This window comes from Pseudomonas sp. SWRI154, from assembly GCF_014268645.1.
In the GTDB taxonomy this organism is placed as follows: Bacteria; Pseudomonadota; Gammaproteobacteria; order Pseudomonadales; family Pseudomonadaceae; genus Aquipseudomonas; species Aquipseudomonas marvdashtae.
Genome location: NZ_JABWQW010000017.1, coordinates 1 through 18,361, shown reverse-complemented (window position 1 = coordinate 18,361; position 18,361 = coordinate 1). Strand labels below are relative to the sequence as shown.

General features: G+C 58.4%; 20 protein-coding genes. 13 read left to right on the top strand and 7 right to left on the bottom strand.

From position 1 onward, the window contains the following. The first annotated feature begins 127 nt into the window (after positions 1 to 127). Positions 128 to 856 carry a helix-turn-helix transcriptional regulator gene (locus HU806_RS16215; protein WP_186612335.1) on the top strand — a complete coding sequence of 243 codons (729 nt, stop codon included), beginning with the start codon at positions 128 to 130 and terminating at the stop codon, positions 854 to 856. Here the strand turns inward: HU806_RS16215 and HU806_RS16210 are convergent. After that, positions 826 to 1,506, bottom strand: a complete 681-nt coding sequence (locus HU806_RS16210) for an acyl-homoserine-lactone synthase (protein ID WP_186612334.1) — start codon at positions 1,504 to 1,506, stop codon at positions 826 to 828. The two genes, HU806_RS16215 and HU806_RS16210, sit on opposite strands and share 31 nt — an antisense overlap. Before the next feature lie 234 nt (positions 1,507 to 1,740). Here HU806_RS16210 and HU806_RS16205 point away from each other — a divergent pair, with 234 nt between their 5' ends. Genes HU806_RS16205 through HU806_RS16185 form a run of 5 tightly spaced genes read left to right on the top strand, consistent with a single transcriptional unit; the run spans position 1,741 to position 5,294 of the window. Next, on the top strand, positions 1,741 to 2,916 hold the full coding sequence (locus HU806_RS16205; protein WP_186612333.1) for an aminotransferase class I/II-fold pyridoxal phosphate-dependent enzyme: 1,176 nt from the start codon (positions 1,741 to 1,743) through the stop codon (positions 2,914 to 2,916). Continuing rightward, positions 2,909 to 3,427 carry a DUF6190 family protein gene (locus HU806_RS16200; RefSeq protein WP_186612332.1) on the top strand — a complete coding sequence of 173 codons (519 nt, stop codon included), beginning with the start codon at positions 2,909 to 2,911 and terminating at the stop codon, positions 3,425 to 3,427. Before HU806_RS16205 ends, HU806_RS16200 begins: the two co-directional genes overlap by 8 nt. Further along, positions 3,417 to 4,220, top strand: coding sequence for a dihydrodipicolinate synthase family protein (locus HU806_RS16195; protein ID WP_186612331.1), 804 nt, complete (start codon positions 3,417 to 3,419; stop codon positions 4,218 to 4,220). Before HU806_RS16200 ends, HU806_RS16195 begins: the two co-directional genes overlap by 11 nt. Further along, complete coding sequence (locus HU806_RS16190) at positions 4,217 to 5,074, top strand: iron-containing redox enzyme family protein (RefSeq protein ID WP_186612330.1); 858 nt, start codon at positions 4,217 to 4,219, stop codon at positions 5,072 to 5,074. Before HU806_RS16195 ends, HU806_RS16190 begins: the two co-directional genes overlap by 4 nt. Then, complete coding sequence (locus HU806_RS16185) at positions 5,058 to 5,294, top strand: Rieske (2Fe-2S) protein (protein ID WP_186612329.1); 237 nt, start codon at positions 5,058 to 5,060, stop codon at positions 5,292 to 5,294. Before HU806_RS16190 ends, HU806_RS16185 begins: the two co-directional genes overlap by 17 nt. A gap of 108 nt (positions 5,295 to 5,402) precedes the next feature. On the opposite strand, the gene HU806_RS16180 is transcribed toward HU806_RS16185, so the two are convergent. From HU806_RS16180 to HU806_RS16170, 3 genes are read right to left on the bottom strand one after another with little or no spacing between them, the layout of a single operon-like run. After that, complete coding sequence (locus HU806_RS16180; protein ID WP_186612328.1) at positions 5,403 to 5,681, bottom strand: DUF7683 domain-containing protein; 279 nt, start codon at positions 5,679 to 5,681, stop codon at positions 5,403 to 5,405. 29 nt (positions 5,682 to 5,710) lie between these two features. Further along, positions 5,711 to 5,950, bottom strand: a complete 240-nt coding sequence (locus HU806_RS16175) for a pyocin S6 family toxin immunity protein (RefSeq protein ID WP_186612327.1) — start codon at positions 5,948 to 5,950, stop codon at positions 5,711 to 5,713. 7 nt (positions 5,951 to 5,957) lie between these two features. Then, positions 5,958 to 7,235, bottom strand: coding sequence for a colicin E3/pyocin S6 family cytotoxin (locus tag HU806_RS16170; RefSeq protein WP_238350192.1), 1,278 nt, complete (start codon positions 7,233 to 7,235; stop codon positions 5,958 to 5,960). 167 nt (positions 7,236 to 7,402) lie between these two features. On the opposite strand from HU806_RS16170, the gene HU806_RS16165 reads away from it, so the two are divergent. Further along, positions 7,403 to 7,948, top strand: a complete 546-nt coding sequence (locus HU806_RS16165; protein WP_186612326.1) for a DUF4256 domain-containing protein — start codon at positions 7,403 to 7,405, stop codon at positions 7,946 to 7,948. A 170-nt stretch (positions 7,949 to 8,118) separates the two neighbouring features. Here the strand turns inward: HU806_RS16165 and HU806_RS16160 are convergent, their stop codons facing one another. Then, positions 8,119 to 9,615, bottom strand: coding sequence for a hypothetical protein (locus tag HU806_RS16160; protein WP_186612325.1), 1,497 nt, complete (start codon positions 9,613 to 9,615; stop codon positions 8,119 to 8,121). Positions 9,616 to 9,737: 122 nt separating this feature from the next. Beyond that, a complete protein-coding gene (locus tag HU806_RS16155) occupies positions 9,738 to 10,142 on the bottom strand; it encodes a DUF488 domain-containing protein (RefSeq protein WP_186612466.1) in 405 nt (134 codons plus the stop codon). 163 nt (positions 10,143 to 10,305) lie between these two features. Between HU806_RS16155 and HU806_RS16150 the strand changes: the two genes are divergently transcribed. Genes HU806_RS16150 through HU806_RS16140 form a run of 3 tightly spaced genes read left to right on the top strand, consistent with a single transcriptional unit; the run spans position 10,306 to position 15,876 of the window. Then, positions 10,306 to 11,139, top strand: coding sequence for a response regulator transcription factor (locus HU806_RS16150; RefSeq protein WP_238350191.1), 834 nt, complete (start codon positions 10,306 to 10,308; stop codon positions 11,137 to 11,139). Beyond that, positions 11,139 to 13,526, top strand: coding sequence for a hybrid sensor histidine kinase/response regulator (locus HU806_RS16145; RefSeq protein ID WP_186612324.1), 2,388 nt, complete (start codon positions 11,139 to 11,141; stop codon positions 13,524 to 13,526). The genes HU806_RS16150 and HU806_RS16145 overlap by 1 nt, the downstream gene beginning before the upstream one ends. 1 nt (position 13,527) lies before the next feature. Beyond that, the gene (locus HU806_RS16140) at positions 13,528 to 15,876 is read left to right on the top strand and encodes a TonB-dependent receptor (RefSeq protein WP_186612323.1); all 2,349 of its coding nucleotides are present in this window, start codon (positions 13,528 to 13,530) and stop codon (positions 15,874 to 15,876) included. Here the strand turns inward: HU806_RS16140 and HU806_RS16135 are convergent. Beyond that, entirely contained in the window at positions 15,860 to 16,945 is a 1,086-nt protein-coding gene (locus HU806_RS16135) for a sensor domain-containing diguanylate cyclase (protein ID WP_186612322.1), read from the bottom strand. The genes HU806_RS16140 and HU806_RS16135 overlap by 17 nt on opposite strands. A gap of 203 nt (positions 16,946 to 17,148) precedes the next feature. On the opposite strand from HU806_RS16135, the gene HU806_RS26865 reads away from it, so the two are divergent. The 3 genes from HU806_RS26865 (at position 17,149) to HU806_RS16120 (ending at position 18,247) form a co-directional block, all read left to right on the top strand. Further along, a complete protein-coding gene (locus HU806_RS26865; RefSeq protein WP_186612321.1) occupies positions 17,149 to 17,391 on the top strand; it encodes a DUF4160 domain-containing protein in 243 nt (80 codons plus the stop codon). A gap of 3 nt (positions 17,392 to 17,394) precedes the next feature. Then, entirely contained in the window at positions 17,395 to 17,880 is a 486-nt protein-coding gene (locus HU806_RS16125; RefSeq protein WP_186612320.1) for a DUF2442 domain-containing protein, read from the top strand. A 136-nt stretch (positions 17,881 to 18,016) separates the two neighbouring features. Continuing rightward, a complete protein-coding gene (locus tag HU806_RS16120) occupies positions 18,017 to 18,247 on the top strand; it encodes a DUF6429 family protein (protein WP_186612319.1) in 231 nt (76 codons plus the stop codon). Positions 18,248 to 18,361: the final 114 nt, after the last annotated feature.

Here is an 18,361-nt window from a genome sequence, read left to right as displayed (position 1 = left end):
TTGATCCAGGTCATCGAACGTGTAGTGGTTATTTGGCTTTACTACGAATTGAGACTTGGATTGAATGCTTCCATAGCTCTACAAGGAAATTTGTAAAAGAAATAAATCCATAAAAAAGGGAATTTTTATGAGCAGTCAAGCTGTGAAAGGCCGGCGAATCATAAATACAGGGTCTGAGTTGGATGAAAGGCTCCAGAGTACATTTGAAAAATGCCTGCGTCCGTTGGAAGGGTGCCATTATGCTTACTTCGTCATGTATAAAGGGCGAGATGTAAAGCCAAGAATTTTTTCCAACTATCCGAAATGTTGGCTCGATGTGTACAAGGCTGAGAACTATCATCTTATCGATCCGGTCATCAAGCACGGCATGAAGTGCATAGCGCCTTTCTTCTGGCATGAGGCGCTTGAGTCCAGGGCATCCGGTCAAGGGCAGGCGGTTTTTGCATCGTCGGAGCAATATCAGATATCGGACGGCTTTACCTTCAACTTGCACGACGCCAATGGTTTATTCGCTGCATTGAGTATCAGCAATACCGAGCGCCGTAAGGACTTTGAGCACACCATGATGCGCAGGGCGGCAGAAATCCAGATGACGCTCGTGCAGTTCCACCACAGATTGACCGAATGTTTTTCGTTGAACGAGTTATTTCCGGAGCTGACCGAGGCCGGTCTGTCGGACCGAGAGCTTGGCGTATTGAAATGGGTCGTCATGGGCAAGGCTTACAGCGAAATCGCCACTATCCACGCCATCTCGGTGCGCACCGTGAAATTCCATATGGCGAACATTGTAGACAAGCTATGCGTCTGCAACGCCAAACAGGCCGTCTACAAAGCTGTCAGCTTGGGACTGGTCTGAAAATCGCCCGCCATGCCGGCGATAGTGGGCTGTTTGGCGGTCATTGGCACGCCACGGGGCTGCTTGGACTCTATCGTTTGCTTAAGGCTCCAATCGTTCTCGGGGCGCACTGGCATATTGAGCAGCAGGACTTTTTCGCCGGGTGAGGCTTCGCCAGTATCCATGATCTCGTAGCGCCAACCAGCCCTGAGGACGATGCGCGACATGGCTTGGCTGACCACCGTTATGATCGAATCGAGGTTATGCCGGGCAGCATGATCGTGCATTGCCAAAAGCAGCATTTCGGTAAGCGGTACTTCGCTCAATCCCATGGCTCGGGAGCGGGTCTTGTCCACAAAAAAGCGACTGGATTCAGCAATCGATTTATGTTTGGGAAATCCACACCTGAAGAATTTACGGAACGGGCCTTCGACCATATAAGGATTCAGCGTATTTATCAGGCGCAAACTGCTCAGTGGGCGCCCTGCATACAAACCTACGAGATAGGTTGCATCGGCGTTGTCATATTCATCGATCTCTCTTCCGTGGTGAGTCGTGACGCGCCATTCAAGTCGATCGGAAAAAATTTCCTTTCTCAATCCATACAAGTCATTTAATAACTCTTCTGAGGCATCTGAATAGTTGATGGCGTGGAAGCTGAGCTTGTCCATATTTCCTGCAATATCCTTGCGTATTTGAATACTGAACTGCTATTGCGCGCCGAGCATGGCGACAGTGCTCAAATAAAGCAACTGTACCTAGATACAGGGAGGAAATAGACATAGCTGCACCCAGGTACAGTTGTTGGGCAATAAAACAACGTTAACTATAGCGCAGGGTTTATCTACAGTGCCGTGAGCCAGCCAAGTGAGATAGACATCTTTAGCACCTATAGGAATAACAACATGAGTGTCATGACCCGTCTGGATGATAAAGAAGATATCACCCAGCATGAAATTTCTGCCTTGAAGACACGCTTTAATCTCGCTGATGCCCACACGCATCAGGACCAAAGTGCTACCCAGCGAGAGATAGTCAACCGTCTCCCCGAGCTCTGGTATCGCGCGCAGGGCCAAAGCCAATATCAAAGCGAGCAAGAATTCATCCAGGCCTTTTTCACCTTTCATGGCCAGGAGCATGCGCTCAAGCGACATAACGAAATCTATCTGGTTTACGCTGCCTCCATTGCAATGCACATCACCGCGACCTACCTGCGCAAACGCAATATGCGCGTAGGGTTGATCGAACCTTGTTTCGACAACCTGCATGACCTGCTCAAGCATATGGAAGTGCCGTTGACGCCGTTGGACGAAACCCTTCTGCAATCTCCGACGAACGTCTATGCAAAGCTTCAATCGGCGGCGGCAAATGTCGATGCGATTTTCCTGGTGGATCCCAATAACCCGACCGGTACCAGCATGTTTGCCAAGGGCGCCGACACTTTTGTTGAAGTGGCGCGTTACTGCAAGGACCACGGCAAGCTGCTCATCCTGGACTTTTGCTTCGCCGCTTTTTTCAAAGCGGCAGGAGGCAGTCGGGTTGACGCCTATGCCATCCTGGATGACATCGGTACCCAGTACATCATCATGGAAGACACTGGAAAAACCTGGCCGTTGCAGGACACCAAATGCGCGACGATCATGGCCAGTCAGGCGATTAACCCTGACATCTACAGCATCGTGACGAGCGTATTGTTGAACGTGTCGCCATTCATCCTGAATGTGGTGACTCAATATATTCGCGATAGCAGTGATGATGATTTCGAGTCGGTGCGTTCCGTACTCGACGTTAACCGCGCAGTCGCCCGACGCCATCTGCAAGGCAGCTTTCTGAATTACCTGACGCCCATGGTCGAGACCAGTGTCGCCTGGTTTGAAATTCTCCGCGATGACGTATCTGCCGATGATTTGCAGGCTTACCTGATGGCGTACGAAGTATACGTCCTGCCTGGCAAGTACTTTTATTGGAGCCAGCCGCAGGCCGGCCAGAAATACATCCGCCTGGCGCTGGCGCGCAAACCCGAGGAATTCGAACAGGCAGTCGAAACCATCGCCCTGGCACTGGAGAACTATCATGGCTGAAGTCTCCGTTCCGGTTATCGACGCCACGGTATTCATGGGCATGCACCACAGCGATCCTGAATTGCGGGCCAAATCGCTGGGTTTCTTCCGCACGTTTTATTCGCGTCAGGTGCTGATGAGCTTCGGCCAGATTGGGATTTGTGATGCCATCATCTGGAAAAAGAGCCGGCACTTGCAGGACGTCTACTACCCGTTCATGGATGTCCTCCACACAGACATGAATATCCAGCGCCAAGGTTATTGCAACAGGGTTTTGAAGCGGGCCTGCCTGGAACCTGACTGGGCGCACCTGAGCGTGGAAAAAAGGTTACTGGCTGCTCATGTAGTTGAGCACCAACAACCCTTTTTTACCCATGACGACTCGCTGCGTGAGCTGAGTTTGTTGAAGCCATTCCTGAAAACATTTCCTTCATCGATTTCGCAGTCCGCATTCCCTGAAAAACTTCAGCGTTTGTACGAGCAGTCTATGGAAATGACGATCGGGCAGGAGGATTTCCAGCATGTTGGGTAAGCATATCTACGTGCCCTTGATCACGCCGCTCGACGAACAGTCGCGGGTCTGCGAAGCCAGCGTGCGTCGGTTGCTGCATTGCTCAAGGCCGTTTGTTGATGGCTACATTCCGTGCCTGACTTCCGGTGAAGGTTGGCGGCTTGGCAGGCGGGACTGGCAGCGCATGTTGGAGCTGACGCTGGCGCATGCGCAGGATAAAACCGTCATCGCCGGTATTGAAAGGGCGACGACAGCCGAGGTAATAGAATACACACTGTTGGCGCAAAAACTTGGCGCCCAGGCGATCATGTTTACTTCGCCTTTTGCCCCCGGCACCCGCCAGCAAGACATCATCGAACACTACCGTTCGGTGCATGACGCCACGTCACTGGATATCTTCATCTACAACGAATCGGCGTTATCCGGTAATGAGAAAAGCTTTGCAACGTTGCTTGCCATCGCCCACCTGCCCAGGGTCATCGGCATCAAGGACTCGCCATCGCAACCGCGCGTTCAAAGCGAAATCGAGCGACTGCGCAGCGAAGGCCTGGATTATTTCATCGGCTGGGAAATGCTCTTGGCGCGGGACCTGGAATCCGACGGCAACGTGGTGTCTTTGGCCAACCTGGAACCTGGGCTCTGTCGAATGGCGATCGCCACCCGGCAAGCGGCGGTCGGCAGGCTGGTGGAAACCCTCAATGAGCATTTCGAACTGGGCGCGGACGATTGGTACGCGCAGGTCAAGAAAGAGCTCAAGGCCCGGGGCGTCATCAGCACCGACCGGGTATTGGCAGAGCAGGAGGTCTTCGCATGAGCGAACTGCAAAAGCAACTGTTCCTGGCCAATCGCGCCTGTATCAAGCAGCTCAAGCCGCTGGACGGCCACATACTGGCCTTCGAGCATGACTGGATCGAATCAACCATCGACAAGACGCGAACCGCCAACCCGCCCACCGACCTGACCGCATTGCGCAAGCAACTGGCCGAATTGGTGGAGTTGGACCGCAGCGTGATACCGCCCAGCGCGGCTTACGTGAGCGATCACATGACCCTCGATGAATTCAAGATCCTGGTACAAGAGTTCGCTCTTGATGGGTTGACCGAGGCGCAGGTTTTTTACCACTTGATGCCGCGGCTGAGCCTCGCCGCCCAGATGCCGATGTTGCGCATGATGATCGACGAATTTGGCTCCGGTAACCTGAAGCGCTCCCACACGACCCTGTACATCGACCTGCTTGACGAACTGCAGATGCCCACCGACTTGGGGTTTTATATCGACGTCAACGCGGCGGCCGGTTTTTCCTTTCCCAATATGTTCTGTTGGCTGGCGATGCGGGCAGACGACCCGTCGTATTTCGCTGGGGTCATCACCTATTTCGAAACGGTTGTGCCGTTCTTTTTCGAGTGCTACACCTCGATATGTTCGCGTTTGCAGATCAAGGCCCATACCTATTATTCCGAGCACGTCCACATCGATGTATTCCACGCTATTGAAGGCCAGCGCCTGCTCAAGGCGATGGAGGCGGCAGGCGACCTGAACCCGACCAAAGCCTGGGAGGGGATATGCATGGGACGCGAGATCACCAACGTTGCTTTTGATGCCGCTGTTGATAAAGCCAGGCACCAGAAGTATTTCGACAAGGAGCGGATGATTGAGCGAGCCATCTGAGTTCCATCGCCCAGGCACATTCGCCGTCATCATTGGCGATCAACACTTCCAGGTGCCGCACACCTGTCCTCATCGCGCCGGATGGTTGGAGCACGGCGTGGTCAATGAGCAACGCAAGAGCATCACCTGTCCCTTGCACTTTTCGGTGTTCAGTCTGGAAACGGGCGAACAACTGAGTGGGCCCCCTTGTGGACGCCTTGAGGTGAAGCGCTTGAGTTAGCGCACATATTGACGGTGCGGTATTGCTGTCAGCCGCCGCGTCCTTTTGAGGCGCGGCGGTTAAGGTTAAGAACTGGCACTTGTGCGCCGATTTGCCGAGCCTTCCACATCAATTAAAATTGCAGGTGAGCTGGAAAATATGATCGTCATCGTAAAAACGCGGGCCGACAAATTCTTCAATGGCTGCGGCTTGACTGGGACTCAGGTCATAACCTTCATCGCCACGCAGGGGTGTCGACCATCCCATGATTTGCTTAAGTTGTGCATCGCAGCCAGCAGGCAGTTTCACTTCAAAGGCTAACGTCTCGCTTTTTTTGCTGAAGGCCTCGACGACATGGAAAACGAGCGGTTCGACACTTTTGTCGAAGGCGAGGATCTCGTGTTTCATGTTATGTTTCTTCGATATTTTGAGGCCCGCTAGGCCAGTACTCCGATGAATAAATCCAGATCCGTCGGAAGAGGTTTGCCGATGATGTCGGATATCTCTCTTATCTGATCCTTCGTTAACAACCATTCCCCCACAGCCATTGCGTTCAGGCTGCTATGGCCTAAAAGCTGCATGATTCGGTCGTTAAAATATTCATCCAGATCGAGATCAAATTTAAGCGAATCATCTTCATCCTCGTCTGGCAGGAACCCGCTAATACATAGATACATAAGCTTCCTATTTCTCTACTCTGCGGCCCGGTTTGGCCGGTTTAGTTTGGGCGCCAGTCTCAGCATCGTATTCACCCAAGTGCGCGCCTTGTCTGTCATACACTTCCACTCTCCCATTCTCGGAGTCCCATTCGTAGATCCGTCCCTTTTTGTCTTGCCACCTTCTGCGAGAAGAGCCGCCTCCCTGCACTCGCGATTTGAACTTAACATTGCGGGCATCAGGAAAAGCAGTCAGCACCTTAGGCGCCGGATAATAACTATGATCCCCCCCAAAAGGCCGCGCAAACACGACATAAAGCGACTTCAGCCCCGTATCCGCCGGGAACACCAAAATACAGTCATCCGCCGTAACATCTTCTCCCGGTAGGCCGTCGATCTGGCTGTCGACATCCTCCGCTATCGGATGGACGAGGATTGTGCCTAGCTGCCTGCCGATGTCTTCGGGATAGGTCAGCGGTGGAAGCGAGCCGAGTGGACTTTGCTGCGGCGTCCATATGAGCGTGATGCCGTTGAGCTTGGCCTCCATGGCGGTCTGGTCGGCGTTCCAGGTCACTTGTACCGTGCGCACGGAGTCGTCGCCGGTGGGGCCGCTGTGGATGCCGTATACCTGGAGCACGCCTTCGGCGTCGCGGCGAAATTGGAAGCGCACTCGGGTGGTGGCGTGGCTCATGCGGCGTAGCTGGTCGTCGGTGTGAAGCGTGCCGTCGGCCATTTGGGTGGGGAGCATGCCCAGGACGAAGACGCTGGCCGGTCCGCCCGCGCCGCGTATCGCCCAGGTGAGGCGCTGCTGCATGATGCCGCCGCCGGCGATGCGGCCTAGCGCTAGATCCGCGCCGAGGGCTGAGGCAATCGCGGTGCTCGCCGAGGGCATGAGCATAGCGCCCGCCACCATGATCCGACCGAAATTCGAGGCGGCTTCGGTGGTCGTACCGACGTCCGTTTGGCACCAGTTTTCGGCGGTGCAGGATTTGGCGAACACCAAGTCATCCCGGGGCTTGGGCAATGGCCATTGCTCCGGGGCTCTGTCGACCGATTCTGGCGCAGGCCTCGACCGAGGCGTGAAGCTGCCACCTGCGCCGGCGGGACTTGGCCTCACCAGCAACAAATCGCCGTTCCTGACGGCTTCGACGATATCGCTGTCACGGGGGATCTTCGACAGCGTTCCAAACTGATCCAGCCCGTCGATGGGGTGACCGCGCATCAGCGCGTCATCGACCAAACGTGCGGCCGTATCGGGAAGCTCCGTCGGTTCGAGCCCCTGATCCGCACTCCTTATCAAGCGCATTGCGTTCCTTGCGTTCAGTTAGGCGGGCTATTCTGGTGATGCGCGCTACGGCCAGCAACGCAAGGACTTTTGCGACATATGTCTGGCCTGGGAGCCGGGACGTGGCGAGATTTCAACGATCCGTCTTCGGAAAAGACCTTTAACGGATTACCAGGAATTTCACGCTCATGAAAAAACAAGAACAAGACAGCCTCATCCAAACCTTGAAAAAACGCTTCGAAGACCACCTGGACCGTCACCCGGACATCCCATGGGCCGACGTCCAGACGCGACTGGTAAACCATCCAGGTGCTTTGAAATCGCTCCAGGCGATGGAAGCCACCGGTGGTGAGCCTGATGTGATCGGCCTCGATCCGAAGACCGGCGTTATCACCTTCTGCGATTGCGCCAAAGAAAGCCCGACTGGCCGACGCAGCCTTTGCTACGACCGCGCGGCACTGGACGCACGCAAAGAGAACAAGCCCAAAGGCAGCGCCATGGAAATGGCTGGGGAAATGGGTATCAGCCTGTTGACCGAGGACCAATATCGAGCCCTGCAAATGCTGGGTGAGTTCGATGCGAAGACGTCCACATGGCTGGCGACACCTTCCGAACTTCGCGCCCTCGGCGGGGCGTTGTTTGGTGACTACCGTTATGGACGGGTGTTCATCTACCACAACGGCGTGCAGTCGTATTACGCGGCGCGTGGGTTTCGCGGGTTGCTGCGTGTCTAAGCAAGTCCGTGGCGATGGAGCTTGCTCGCGCTGGGCTGCGCAGCGGCCCCCTTGCGGCGTGCCAGGGGAAAACGGTCGCAGATTTTACGACTGCTGCGCAGCCGAGCGCGAGCAAGCTCCCTCGCCACAAAACTCATGCGTTCGAAGCGCCGCCATGCAACAGAACCACCTCACTCAAAAACCAAAACCTCACTTCCCTTGGTCTCGACCATCTCGGCAAACCCTGGCAGCCGCGCCACGAAATCCGCTTCAAACGCCAGATACCGATCCTGCGCCTGCACATAACGAACCTCCGGCTTGATCCGCGGGATATCCTTGGTCGACAGCTTCACCACTTCATTGCTGACCTGATTCCAAAACCACGCCAAGGTCTGCGTGCCAAAAGTGTTGGCGCGATAACTCCACACCCACCAATCCCCATGCCCGCGTGCAACTTGAAGCTGCCCATGAAACGTGCGCAACGTGATGACTTGTTTGGGCTGCGTGACGAGCATGCGCGTGTCCTGGCGCAGTTCACTGCCGAAACCGTCCAGCGTCGCCTGGGTCGTGGCGCCGGTGATGAAGTTGAAGCGCCACGCCAACAGAACCGTCTCCTGATAACCCGAATGTTCGACGTTCTGCCGCGCCCCCTCGCTGAACAGCAAAATCTCATCGCCACCCAGATACGCCGTTGCGGCCCGCAACTTGTAGGCCTCGGCGGGCATCGGTTTGGCGACGATGGCCTGGTGCGGCGGGTCTTGATTCCAAGTCCAGCACTTCGGACCGTTGTGCTGCATGAACAGCAAGCGGCCAGCGCCGATGGGCAGGATTGTCAGTTCATCCGCATACTCGAAAATCACCTCGCTGCTGTCCGCCGTGATCCGCCAGATCCGCGTCAAATGCTCGGGTTCGTAGATGCGCTTGCGTTCGAATATCTCCGAACCCACCACCACGCAAGGCTGTTCAAACTCCGGCCACTGCACCCCAGCAGGCCCGAACGCCGCGAACTCATCGCCTTGCCGAATTTCGTATTGGTAGCGGTCGTCCGCGCTGTAATCGCCGCGTACGACCCGACGCTTCCACAGGCTGCGCTGGGCATCGGCATCGATCAGTTGCAAATCCGCGCCGTCCACGCCATCGGTGCGATGTTCGAGCACGTCCTGCTCGGCGGGCGGCCATTGATTGTAGTCGATCAGAAAGCACAACCACTGGTCTTCGTCCTGCTCGGTAATGGCGGCCCAACCGTTGCGGTAGTTGTATTCATGTACATAGGTGGCGCCGGGATAGTCATGGACTTCCTGAAGCCACTTCACCTTGCCGCGCTTGGGTTTGGCCGGTTTGCGCGTTTTCACCGCAGGGGGTTCGATCAACGTCGCCGTGAACCTCGGCTCGCCACGTGGACTTTGCCAATGCTGGGCAAACGCCTCGCGCTGATCGGAGGGGAAAATCACCGGCCGATAATCATCGCCGCCCGCATCCAGATTCCACAAGTCATAATCCCGGCTCGCCAACACCGCCGCCAGCGCCTCGAAGCAAACCTCGGGCATCTCATTGAACAGCTCATCCAACAGCGCCTCGAACGCCTGCCCGAAAAACACCTCGGGATAGGCGTCCTGCATAAGCCCAAGCCACTCGCCGCCCGGCGTTTTCCAATCGATATGAACCAGCGGATCAAATTGCGATTGCATCACGGCTGCCTTCCTGTGATTTCTCTGCGCGCCATCTTAGCCGCCTCTCGCCGATGTTGAGCAAACCAATAACCCGTGGCGAGGAAGCAAGCTCCCTCGCCACGGGGCACGGCAAGCGCCTTTCAAAGCTCCAGGAACTGATCCAAATAACAAACCGGCGAACTCCCCTCAGCCCGCTTCTCCACTTCATCCTCCAACCACCGCGCCAACACCACTGCATTGTTCTCAACCGTCGATTTAGCTGCATACACCAACGTCAGCGTCCCATCCCGCGCAACATCCACCAACTTCCACCAATGCTCCGGCCGCGCCGCCAGCTCCCGCCGATACGCCACGCTGAACTCGGCAAATGAAAGCGCCCCCGCCTTGAACGCCTTGCGCAACTCCTGGGAAGGCCCGACCTCCGGCAGCCACTGCGCAATCGCCAACGCATCCTTGCGGCAATTACGCGGCCACAAACGGTCCACCAGCACCCGAACGCCATCCTCGGTGCTGGCTGTTTCATAGGCGCGTTTGCATTGGATCATCATGATTTGCCTGTCGAAGTGGACCCGCCTCAGCATAGGTCGCCCGCAATGGGACGACCATGGACAATTCGTCGCCTTCAAGTCTTCGCCCGAGCTGCCGCTATTGGTGTAACGATTTTTTCCGATCCACGATTGGCAAAAGCACGAGAAGGGAACCTGGCGAATGGACGACGGACGATTCGAAGGGCGAGCGGTTATAGCTGGAGGCGCGGCGGCTTCGCCCGAGCCGCATATTCTGCTGATCGACGACGTTCCGGAGGACATCCGCGCAACCATCATCCTGCTGAGACAGCAGTCCTGGCGCATATCCCTGGCCAGCGATGCCCACCAGGGCTACCAGCGCGCATTGGCCTTGCGTCCGGATCTAATCGTGTTGGACGTGCACATGCCGCACATGAACGGTTTCAGTCTGTGCAGGCTTCTGCGCGAGGCGCCGGCGACCCGGCAGACGCCCATTCTCTTTCTGTCGTCGGCCAACAGTTCGATTGAACGCCTTGAAGGCTTGACCGTCGGTGGCGTCGATTACATCCCCAAATCCTGCGCCCCCGAAGAAGTACTCGCGCGCATCAAGATTCATCTGCAATTGACCTGGCGCGCGCCGCCCATCGCTCAAGCCAGCTCGGCCGAACCGGAGCCGGAAGGCGATGAAATTGTCCTGCGCGCCGTGATGCGATTGATCGAAGAACAGCTCGACGACATTCCCTCCCTGGCCGAGCTGGCGCAAAAAGTCGGCACCCACGAGAAGCGCCTGTCGCGGATCTTCCGTGAACACCTAGGGCTGACCGTGTTCGCCTATATTCGCGATGCACGATTACGACGCGGCCAGGATTTGCTTGCCGAAAGCGCCATGAGCGTGCAGGACGTCGCCGAGCTGGTGGGCTTTCGCAACGCCTGCAACTTCACGACTGCCTTCCGCCAGCGAATCGGCATGACGCCCAGTCAGTTTCGCCAGCAAACCCTAGGCATAGCAGATACAGAGTCGGCCGGGCGCCCTTGATGCGGCTTCTACAGTTTTTATTGCTGACGATAACGTTGTTATCCACAGGCCTATTGCGCGCCGCGCCTGTGGATATCTGCCAGGCTGAGCACCTGGAACTGATGCCTGCGATACAGATTTTCGAGGATACCCAGGCCAGCCTGAGCCTGGAAGACGTCGCGCGACTGCCCGACACCCATTTCAACCCCGCCACCCCAGGCTGGCCGACCCAAGGCTATAGCCGCTCCGCGTTCTGGTTGAAAGTGCAGCTCGCCAACTCAAGCGCTGCGGCGTGTTCGCGTCAGCTGGTGATCGGCGCGCCGCGCCTGGAAGACATCCGCATCTACCAATCGGGGCGCGTCGCCCACGCCGGGGCCGGCCATCCCTTGGCCGAATGGCCCCAGCCGGCGGCGCGTCAACCGGCATTCCCGGTCTCGCTGGCGGCGGGGGAGAGCGCCACGGTGTTCGTCCGGGTGGCGAGCAACTTCCAAATGCTGCTGGAGCCGGAACTGTGGTCCGAACCGGCGCTGCTGCGCAGCCAGCAAGAGACTTACCTCAGCGACGGACTCACCCTTGGCATTGTTCTGTTGGTCGTCCCGTTCGGCTTCATCGTCGGCTGGATCCTCCGTTCCCGACTGCTCAGCGTGAACGCCGGAGCAGTCCTGAGCTACATCCTGCTGACCTGCATCCTCAACGGCTACCTGATCTACTGGCCCACCGCGCTAGGTTGGACGCGCGAGCTGCTGACCTGCGCCAGCGCGTTCTCGTTCGTGCTGTTCCTGGCTTACTTCCGCGTGCTGTTGCAGGTTTCTCAACTGCCCAAAGTCATTGGCTGGAGCTATTGGGTGCCGCTGCTGGGCTGCATCCTCGGCCGACTCTGGTGGCTGAACATCGATCCGGTCCAGGGTGCGCAAATCGTCCAGATGTCCCTGTTCAGTTTCTATGGCGTACTGCTCGCCACGCTGTTCATGGCCTGGCGCGCACGCCTGAGCTACAGCTGGATGGCCTGGCTGGTGCCGGCGCTACTGCTTGGGCAATTGCTGATGCGGATTTTCTTTCCGCAAGAACAACTGCCCTGGCAATCGCCGGAAACGAAATACAGCCTATCGTCCACCCTGGCGGGCGTAGCGTTGCTGGTGTGCACGTTGATCATGGAAGTCGCCCGCAGCCGCAACCGGGAAAAACACGCCCTGTCCACCCTCGAGCAACAACGCCAAGCCGAGCACGAACGCCTGGAAAGCACCGTGGCGCTGCGTACGTCGCAGTTGCGCGAATCCCTCGCGGCCCGCAGCGCGTTGATGGCGCGCATCAGCCACGACCTGCGCTCGCCGCTGGTGCGCATCATCGACTACGCGCGCCTGCTGCACGCCGGGCCCAACCGCGATTACCAAGCCACCATCGAGCGCAATGCCCGCCAGCAACTGGAGCTGATCGACGAGATGCTCGAGTTTTCCCGAGGCGAGTTGGAGCAGATGCAACTGGCTCTCGCGCCGGGCTACCTGTACGGCTTCCTCGAAGAAATCGCCGGCGAAGCGGGCTTTCTCGCCGCGCGCCAGAGCAATACCTTCGAGGCGGTGCTGGCGCAGGACTTGCCGCCACTCGTAGAGGCCGACTTCAAACGCCTTCGGCAGATCCTCATGAACCTTCTGGCGAACGCAGCAAAATTCACCCGCAACGGCCAGATCCGTTTCGAGGTGAGTGCTTCTCCGGGAGCGAGCGCAGACACCGTGGAACTGCGCTTCAGCGTAATCGATAGCGGCATCGGCATTAACCCGCAAGAGTTCGAACAACTCCTGCAACCGTTTCGCCGCGGCCGCAATGCCCAGCGTTACGAAGGCAGCGGGCTGGGCCTGTCCATCGTTACGCAACTGCTGGAACGCATGGACAGCCGCCTCGAACCCCAAGCCACGGAGCAGGGCAGCCACTTCAGTTTTCGCTTGCCATTGAAATGCGCCCAGGAACACGACCTCGAAATCGGCATCGTCGACAACAACGCCACGCCGCTCGACGGGCAGGGCAAGCATGTCCTGCTGGTGGACGACGTCGAACAAAACAGCGAATGGCTCTATGACTTGCTGGCCGGTTACGGTTTCGATGTGAGCATGGCGGCGACCGGGGAAGACGCCTTGGCCTGCCTGGCCGGACAATCAATCGACCTGCTGATCAGCGACCAGATGATGCCCGGCATGGACGGCTGGGAACTGCTGCGCCAGGTTCGCGACAGTGAGCGCGATCTGCCGGTGATGCTTTATTCCGCAGTGCCGCCGCGCAGGCCCCAGGATTATCCAGAGGGCCTGGCCTTCGACGCGGTGTTGCTCAAGCCCGCGGACAGCCGCGAGCTGCTGGCCTGTGTCAAGGCACTGGCTTGCCCGGACACGGTGCGTCGCGCGATGACTCAGGGGTTCTAGCATGCTGGGTTCAGGTTATCGGCTGCTTCTGCTCGGCAGTCTCGCGGCATTGCCTTGCGCATCAGTGAATGCCGGACAAGAGGCGCCCAGCGCCCTCACGCTCGACGAAACCACCGTCACCGCTCGCCGTCGCGAGGAAGACCCGCAAAACGTACCGATCCCGATCAACGTCCTCTACGGCGATCAACTGGACGAGGCCGGCCTGCATATGCTTAAAGACATCCAGCAACGCGTGCCCGGTTTGATAGTCTCCGGTCACGACGCCCGCTTCGCTGGCTTCGGCCTGCGCGGTTTCGGCGCGACGGCCTACAACGATGGCTTGGAAGGCAGCGTCGGCACCTACGTCGATGGCGTTTACCAGGCGCGCCAGGGCATGGCGTTCGCCGAATTGATAGACATCGAGCGCATCGAAGTGTTGCGCGGGCCGCAAGGCACTTTGTTCGGCAAAAACACCACGGCGGGCGCGCTGAATATCATCACTCGCCAGCCGGCCTTCCAGCCCGAGGCCAACCTCGAAGCCAGCTACGGTGAGCACGGCTTGCGCGAGTTTCGCGGGACGATTTCCGGTCCGCTGCAAGGCGGCGTCCTGGCCGGCCGACTGAACGTCTTCGACAGCGCCGCCGATGGCACCGTGGAAAACCTGCACGACGGCAGCCGCCTCGGCGACGCCGACAGCCAAGGCCTGCGCGGCCAATTATTGTGGACGCCGAACAGCGACTTCAGCGCCCGCCTGATCGCCGACTACGCCGAGCAAAACGAGGCCGGCAACGTGCTGCTGGTCAATCATTACAGCGAGCAAACCCGTAAGCGTGCCAAGTTCCTCGACTATCCACTGACCGAGCCCGCCCCCTACAAACGCGAGTCCCGCATCGACGCGCCGGGTCGTCCGCAAACTCTGCAGAACGGTGTCTCACTGGAATTGAACTGGGACCTCGACGAGGCAATGCACATCACCAGCATCACCGCCTACCGCGACTGGGACTACCGCGCCACCCGCGATGGCGACAGCACTGCGCTGGCGGTGGCCCGTTCCGAAACCGAACTGGGCCACCGGCAGTTCAGCCAGGAATGGCGCCTGTCCGGGACGGCCGGCTCGTCCGTCGATTACGTCGCCGGGCTCTACTACCTGCGCCAGCAACTCGACCGGCAGATCGACGCCGAATTCGGCAAGGACGCCGCGCCCTGGTTCGTCGGCGACCAACTGGAGCAACTGAAGAAACTCGGCATCAACATCACCGACCCGAGCCAGGTGCCGGCCCTGTTGCTGGACGGCGCCCGGCAACGTTACGACGGCGAGCAGAAGGGCGACAGCCGCGCGATTTTCGGCCAGCTCTCCTGGCGCCCAATTGACTCGCTGGAACTCACCGGCGGCCTGCGCTACAGCCAGGAGCGCAAGGACGGCTGGATCTCCCGCGACGTCAGCAACCTCGCGCCGCTGACCGGCTTGCCCCCGGTGTTCCAGGCCGGAGGGCAACTGCTGCGCGACATCGCCCTCGGCGGTACTTATTACCGCGAGGACTCGATTGAAGAAGACAACGTTTCCAGCCTCGCCAGCGCCAGCTACCGCTTCAGCGAAGCGGTGATGGGCTACGTCAGCTGGTCGCGGGGCTACAAGGCTGGCGGCATCAACTTCGACGTGGTCGGCCCGTTCACCGCGCCGACCTTCGAGCCGGAACGCGCCACGTCCCTGGAGCTGGGCATGAAGACGCGCTTCTGGGCCGAGCGCGCGATGCTCGACCTCGCCGTCTACCAGACCGACGTCGACGACTATCAAGCGCTCACCTACAGCCCGCCCACGTCCGTGTTCGCGCCACCGCTGCGCGACAATCTGATCAACGTTGGCAAAGTCCGCCTGCGCGGCATCGAACTCGACTCCGCCTGGCAGCTCACCTCGCAACTCACCGGCCGCCTCGGCCTGGCCTGGAGCGATGCGCGCTACCGCAGCTTCCCCAACGCACCGTGCCCACCGGCCTCGGGCCAATGGACCTGCGACCTCAGCGGCGAGCGCCTCTACAACGCGCCGGAATGGAACCTCAGCAGCGGCCTCGACCATACCCATCCGCTGCCCCACGGATTGGAAGCCTTCAGCGGCGTCGACTACAGCTTCCGCACCGGTTACTACGGCACCCTCGAAGGCGGCGAAGGCAGCTATCAACCCAGCTACGGCCTCACCAACCTGCGCCTGGGCCTGCGCAGCCAGGACCGTTCGTGGGAAGTGGAAGGCTGGGTGCGCAACGTCTTCGACCGGCAGTACATCACCGCCGTGTACTCACTGCTCGGCGCCGGTGATTACGGCGTCATGACCGGCAGCGAGCGAACCCTCGGCACCACCGTCAGGCTTCGCTATTGACCGAAATAAACCGCGTCGGACAAAACGCCAAACGATTACCGCCGGCCTTCTTCGACAGGTACATCGCCTGATCCGCCTTGCTGATCAGCCCATCGACCTCCAGCCCATGCTCCGGATAAAACGCCACCCCGATACTCGCCGCGATCTCCACCGTCTGCGCCCCGATCAAAATCGGCGCATTGGCCGCCGCCAGCATTCGCTTGAGCAAAGGCTCGCAGTCTCCCACTTCCTGCAACCCCACCAGCCCCGCGACAAACTCATCGCCGCCGAGCCGCGCCAACGTATCCCCCTCGCGCAACGTCGCATTGATCCGCGCCGCGACAATCTGCAACACCCGATCCCCCCAGTCATGCCCATAACTGTCGTTGAGCGCCTTGAACCCATCCAGATCAATAAACGCGATCGCCACCTTCTGCTGATGCAGGCGCGCCTTGCCCAACGCCTGGCGCATCCGCTCGGCCAACAACAAGCGATTGGGCAACTGCGTGAGCGCGTCATACCGGGCGTCACGCTCCAGCAACTGCAGGCGCTGCTTCATCTGCGTCATGTCACTGAACAGCGCCACATAGTGCTGAACATTGCCGTGACAGTCATGCACCGCACTGATGCTGATCCGCGACGTCATTTCCCGGCCATCCTTGTGGCTGCTTTGGATCTCGCCGGACCAGTGGCCGTGGAAATCCAGCGCGTTTTTCATCGGCGCGTAAAAAGCGGTGAGGCGGCGGACCATGCGGTGGGCGTTCAACTCGCGGCCTTGTAGCTCTTCTTGCCCGTAACCGGTGAGACGCGTGAAGGCCTCGTTCACGGCGATGACCCGGCCGAATGGATCGACGAGGATGATGCCCTCGCGGGCGTGGCTGAACACGGTGGCGGCCAGCTCTGGGCAGAGGGTGTTGATACGCTGGTCCAGCGCGGCTTCGTCACGGGTGGCGGGCCATATGTTGGAATCGAAGCCTTGCTGGGCCAGGTAGGCGGCGAGGGACGAGAGCGACTTGTGCAGACGGATGAGCGCATTCGTGGCGAGCCTGGAGTTTAGGCAATAGCTGCGAATGAAGGTGCGTAGGTTCATGGGGAGTACACGGTGCTCGGTTGTAGCGGTTGGGGTGGGTGAAGCGGGGATTATCGGGCTGCGGAACGGGCGGGGACTTTGCTGGAGGGGAGGAGGGCTTTGCGGGACGGGACGGGATGGGAAGATATTTTTGGGCGGGTGGTATCAGCCGGCGGACAGATGGATGTCCGGCGTCCTTGCGGTAGGGAAAAAAATTCCCTAGCATGCCTGGCATGGCTACCGTATATAGCGACCGTAACTGGAAAATAAAAATCTACCCGGACGATCACGCTCCGCCGCATTTTCATGTGCAAACGCCTGACGGTGAATCGCTGGTGGAGATCGATGGACTCCAGGTCCTTGGCAAAGGAGCCAATCCTAAAGCCTTGAAAGCCGCCTTGGCGTGGGCGACAAATCATAAGGCTGAACTGCAACGCGTTTGGAATGAACAAAACCGGAGGCACTGACCCATGATCAGCAAAGCCAGAATCAACAGCGTGAAGTCCGTCCCAGGCAAACATGCTTTGCAAGTGGAATTTGCCAATGGCAAACACTACGACGTTGACCTGCGCGAGCACATCCGACAATACCCAGTGCTAAAGCCATTGGAGGACCTGTCGTTGTTCGGCACTGCTCAGGTCGGCGAATGGGGTTTCGATGTGAGCTGGGGTGATGGCTTGGAACTGGCGGCCGTTACTTTGCATCGGTTGGCGCTCGAGCAAGCCGGAGAGGTGATGCCAACCCAGGCATTCAAACGCTGGATGGCAAACAACCAGCTCTCGCTGACGACTGCCGCCCAGGAACTGGGTTTTACCCGGCGGACCATTACTGCCTATAGCAGCGGTACCTCGCTGATTCCCAAGCATGTCGCCTTGGCTTGTAAAGGATGGGAGTTTGAGCATAAGGGCAAGAGAGCGATAAAGGCAGCGGCTAGGAAGACGTCTCAAATAGCCTGATGAAGCTAAAGCCTTTGTCATCGCTGCACAGCATCATCGTATTGCTAAACTCATTGCGGATCTTTGGCCCGGTAGGGTTCAGAAGTGGGAATACCTAAGTTAGCTCTTCCTGCTAAACACAAGCGGAGCAACGAGCATGGAATACGACGACACATTGGTAGAAGAAGCTGTGCTTGCCTTGTTGGCAGCCTTCAGTTCCGACGACGGTAATGCCTGGAAAGGTTTCGATTTCGAGGTCATGAACCGATTGCATGAACAAGGCCTTATCACCAACCCGGTAAACAGGAACAAGTCGATCTGGTTGACTGATGAAGGGTTGGAGCGAGGTCGGCAGATTGCCGAGCGGTTGTTTGCGAAAGTAGGCTGATCGTGAACGAAAGTGGACAGATCTATGTGCGCCAGGCAAAGCTTGGTCGCCTGGGACTGACGGCGCAAGCCGTCACGAAATGGCGTAAGAAACTCAGCGGGTTTGAACCCCGCC

Bases quoted from the DNA above. Each gene is read 5' to 3' on its own strand.
- HU806_RS16195 (WP_186612331.1), top strand. From the start codon at position 3,417: ATGTTGGGTAAGCATATCTACGTGCCCTTGATCACGCCGCTCGACGAA.
- HU806_RS16125 (WP_186612320.1), top strand. From the start codon at position 17,395: ATGATCAGCAAAGCCAGAATCAACAGCGTGAAGTCCGTCCCAGGCAAA.
- HU806_RS26865 (WP_186612321.1), top strand. From the start codon at position 17,149: ATGCCTGGCATGGCTACCGTATATAGCGACCGTAACTGGAAAATAAAA.
- HU806_RS16145 (WP_186612324.1), top strand. From the start codon at position 11,139: ATGCGGCTTCTACAGTTTTTATTGCTGACGATAACGTTGTTATCCACA.
- HU806_RS16135 (WP_186612322.1), bottom strand. From the start codon at position 16,945: ATGAACCTACGCACCTTCATTCGCAGCTATTGCCTAAACTCCAGGCTC.
- HU806_RS16165 (WP_186612326.1), top strand. From the start codon at position 7,403: ATGAAAAAACAAGAACAAGACAGCCTCATCCAAACCTTGAAAAAACGC.
- HU806_RS16170 (WP_238350192.1), bottom strand. From the start codon at position 7,235: ATGCGCTTGATAAGGAGTGCGGATCAGGGGCTCGAACCGACGGAGCTT.
- HU806_RS16205 (WP_186612333.1), top strand. From the start codon at position 1,741: ATGAGTGTCATGACCCGTCTGGATGATAAAGAAGATATCACCCAGCAT.
- HU806_RS16150 (WP_238350191.1), top strand. From the start codon at position 10,306: ATGGACGACGGACGATTCGAAGGGCGAGCGGTTATAGCTGGAGGCGCG.
- HU806_RS16210 (WP_186612334.1), bottom strand. From the start codon at position 1,506: ATGGACAAGCTCAGCTTCCACGCCATCAACTATTCAGATGCCTCAGAA.
- HU806_RS16215 (WP_186612335.1), top strand. From the start codon at position 128: ATGAGCAGTCAAGCTGTGAAAGGCCGGCGAATCATAAATACAGGGTCT.
- HU806_RS16175 (WP_186612327.1), bottom strand. From the start codon at position 5,950: ATGTATCTATGTATTAGCGGGTTCCTGCCAGACGAGGATGAAGATGAT.
- HU806_RS16120 (WP_186612319.1), top strand. From the start codon at position 18,017: ATGGAATACGACGACACATTGGTAGAAGAAGCTGTGCTTGCCTTGTTG.
- HU806_RS16140 (WP_186612323.1), top strand. From the start codon at position 13,528: ATGCTGGGTTCAGGTTATCGGCTGCTTCTGCTCGGCAGTCTCGCGGCA.
- HU806_RS16200 (WP_186612332.1), top strand. From the start codon at position 2,909: ATGGCTGAAGTCTCCGTTCCGGTTATCGACGCCACGGTATTCATGGGC.
- HU806_RS16160 (WP_186612325.1), bottom strand. From the start codon at position 9,615: ATGCAATCGCAATTTGATCCGCTGGTTCATATCGATTGGAAAACGCCG.
- HU806_RS16180 (WP_186612328.1), bottom strand. From the start codon at position 5,681: ATGAAACACGAGATCCTCGCCTTCGACAAAAGTGTCGAACCGCTCGTT.
- HU806_RS16155 (WP_186612466.1), bottom strand. From the start codon at position 10,142: ATGATCCAATGCAAACGCGCCTATGAAACAGCCAGCACCGAGGATGGC.
- HU806_RS16190 (WP_186612330.1), top strand. From the start codon at position 4,217: ATGAGCGAACTGCAAAAGCAACTGTTCCTGGCCAATCGCGCCTGTATC.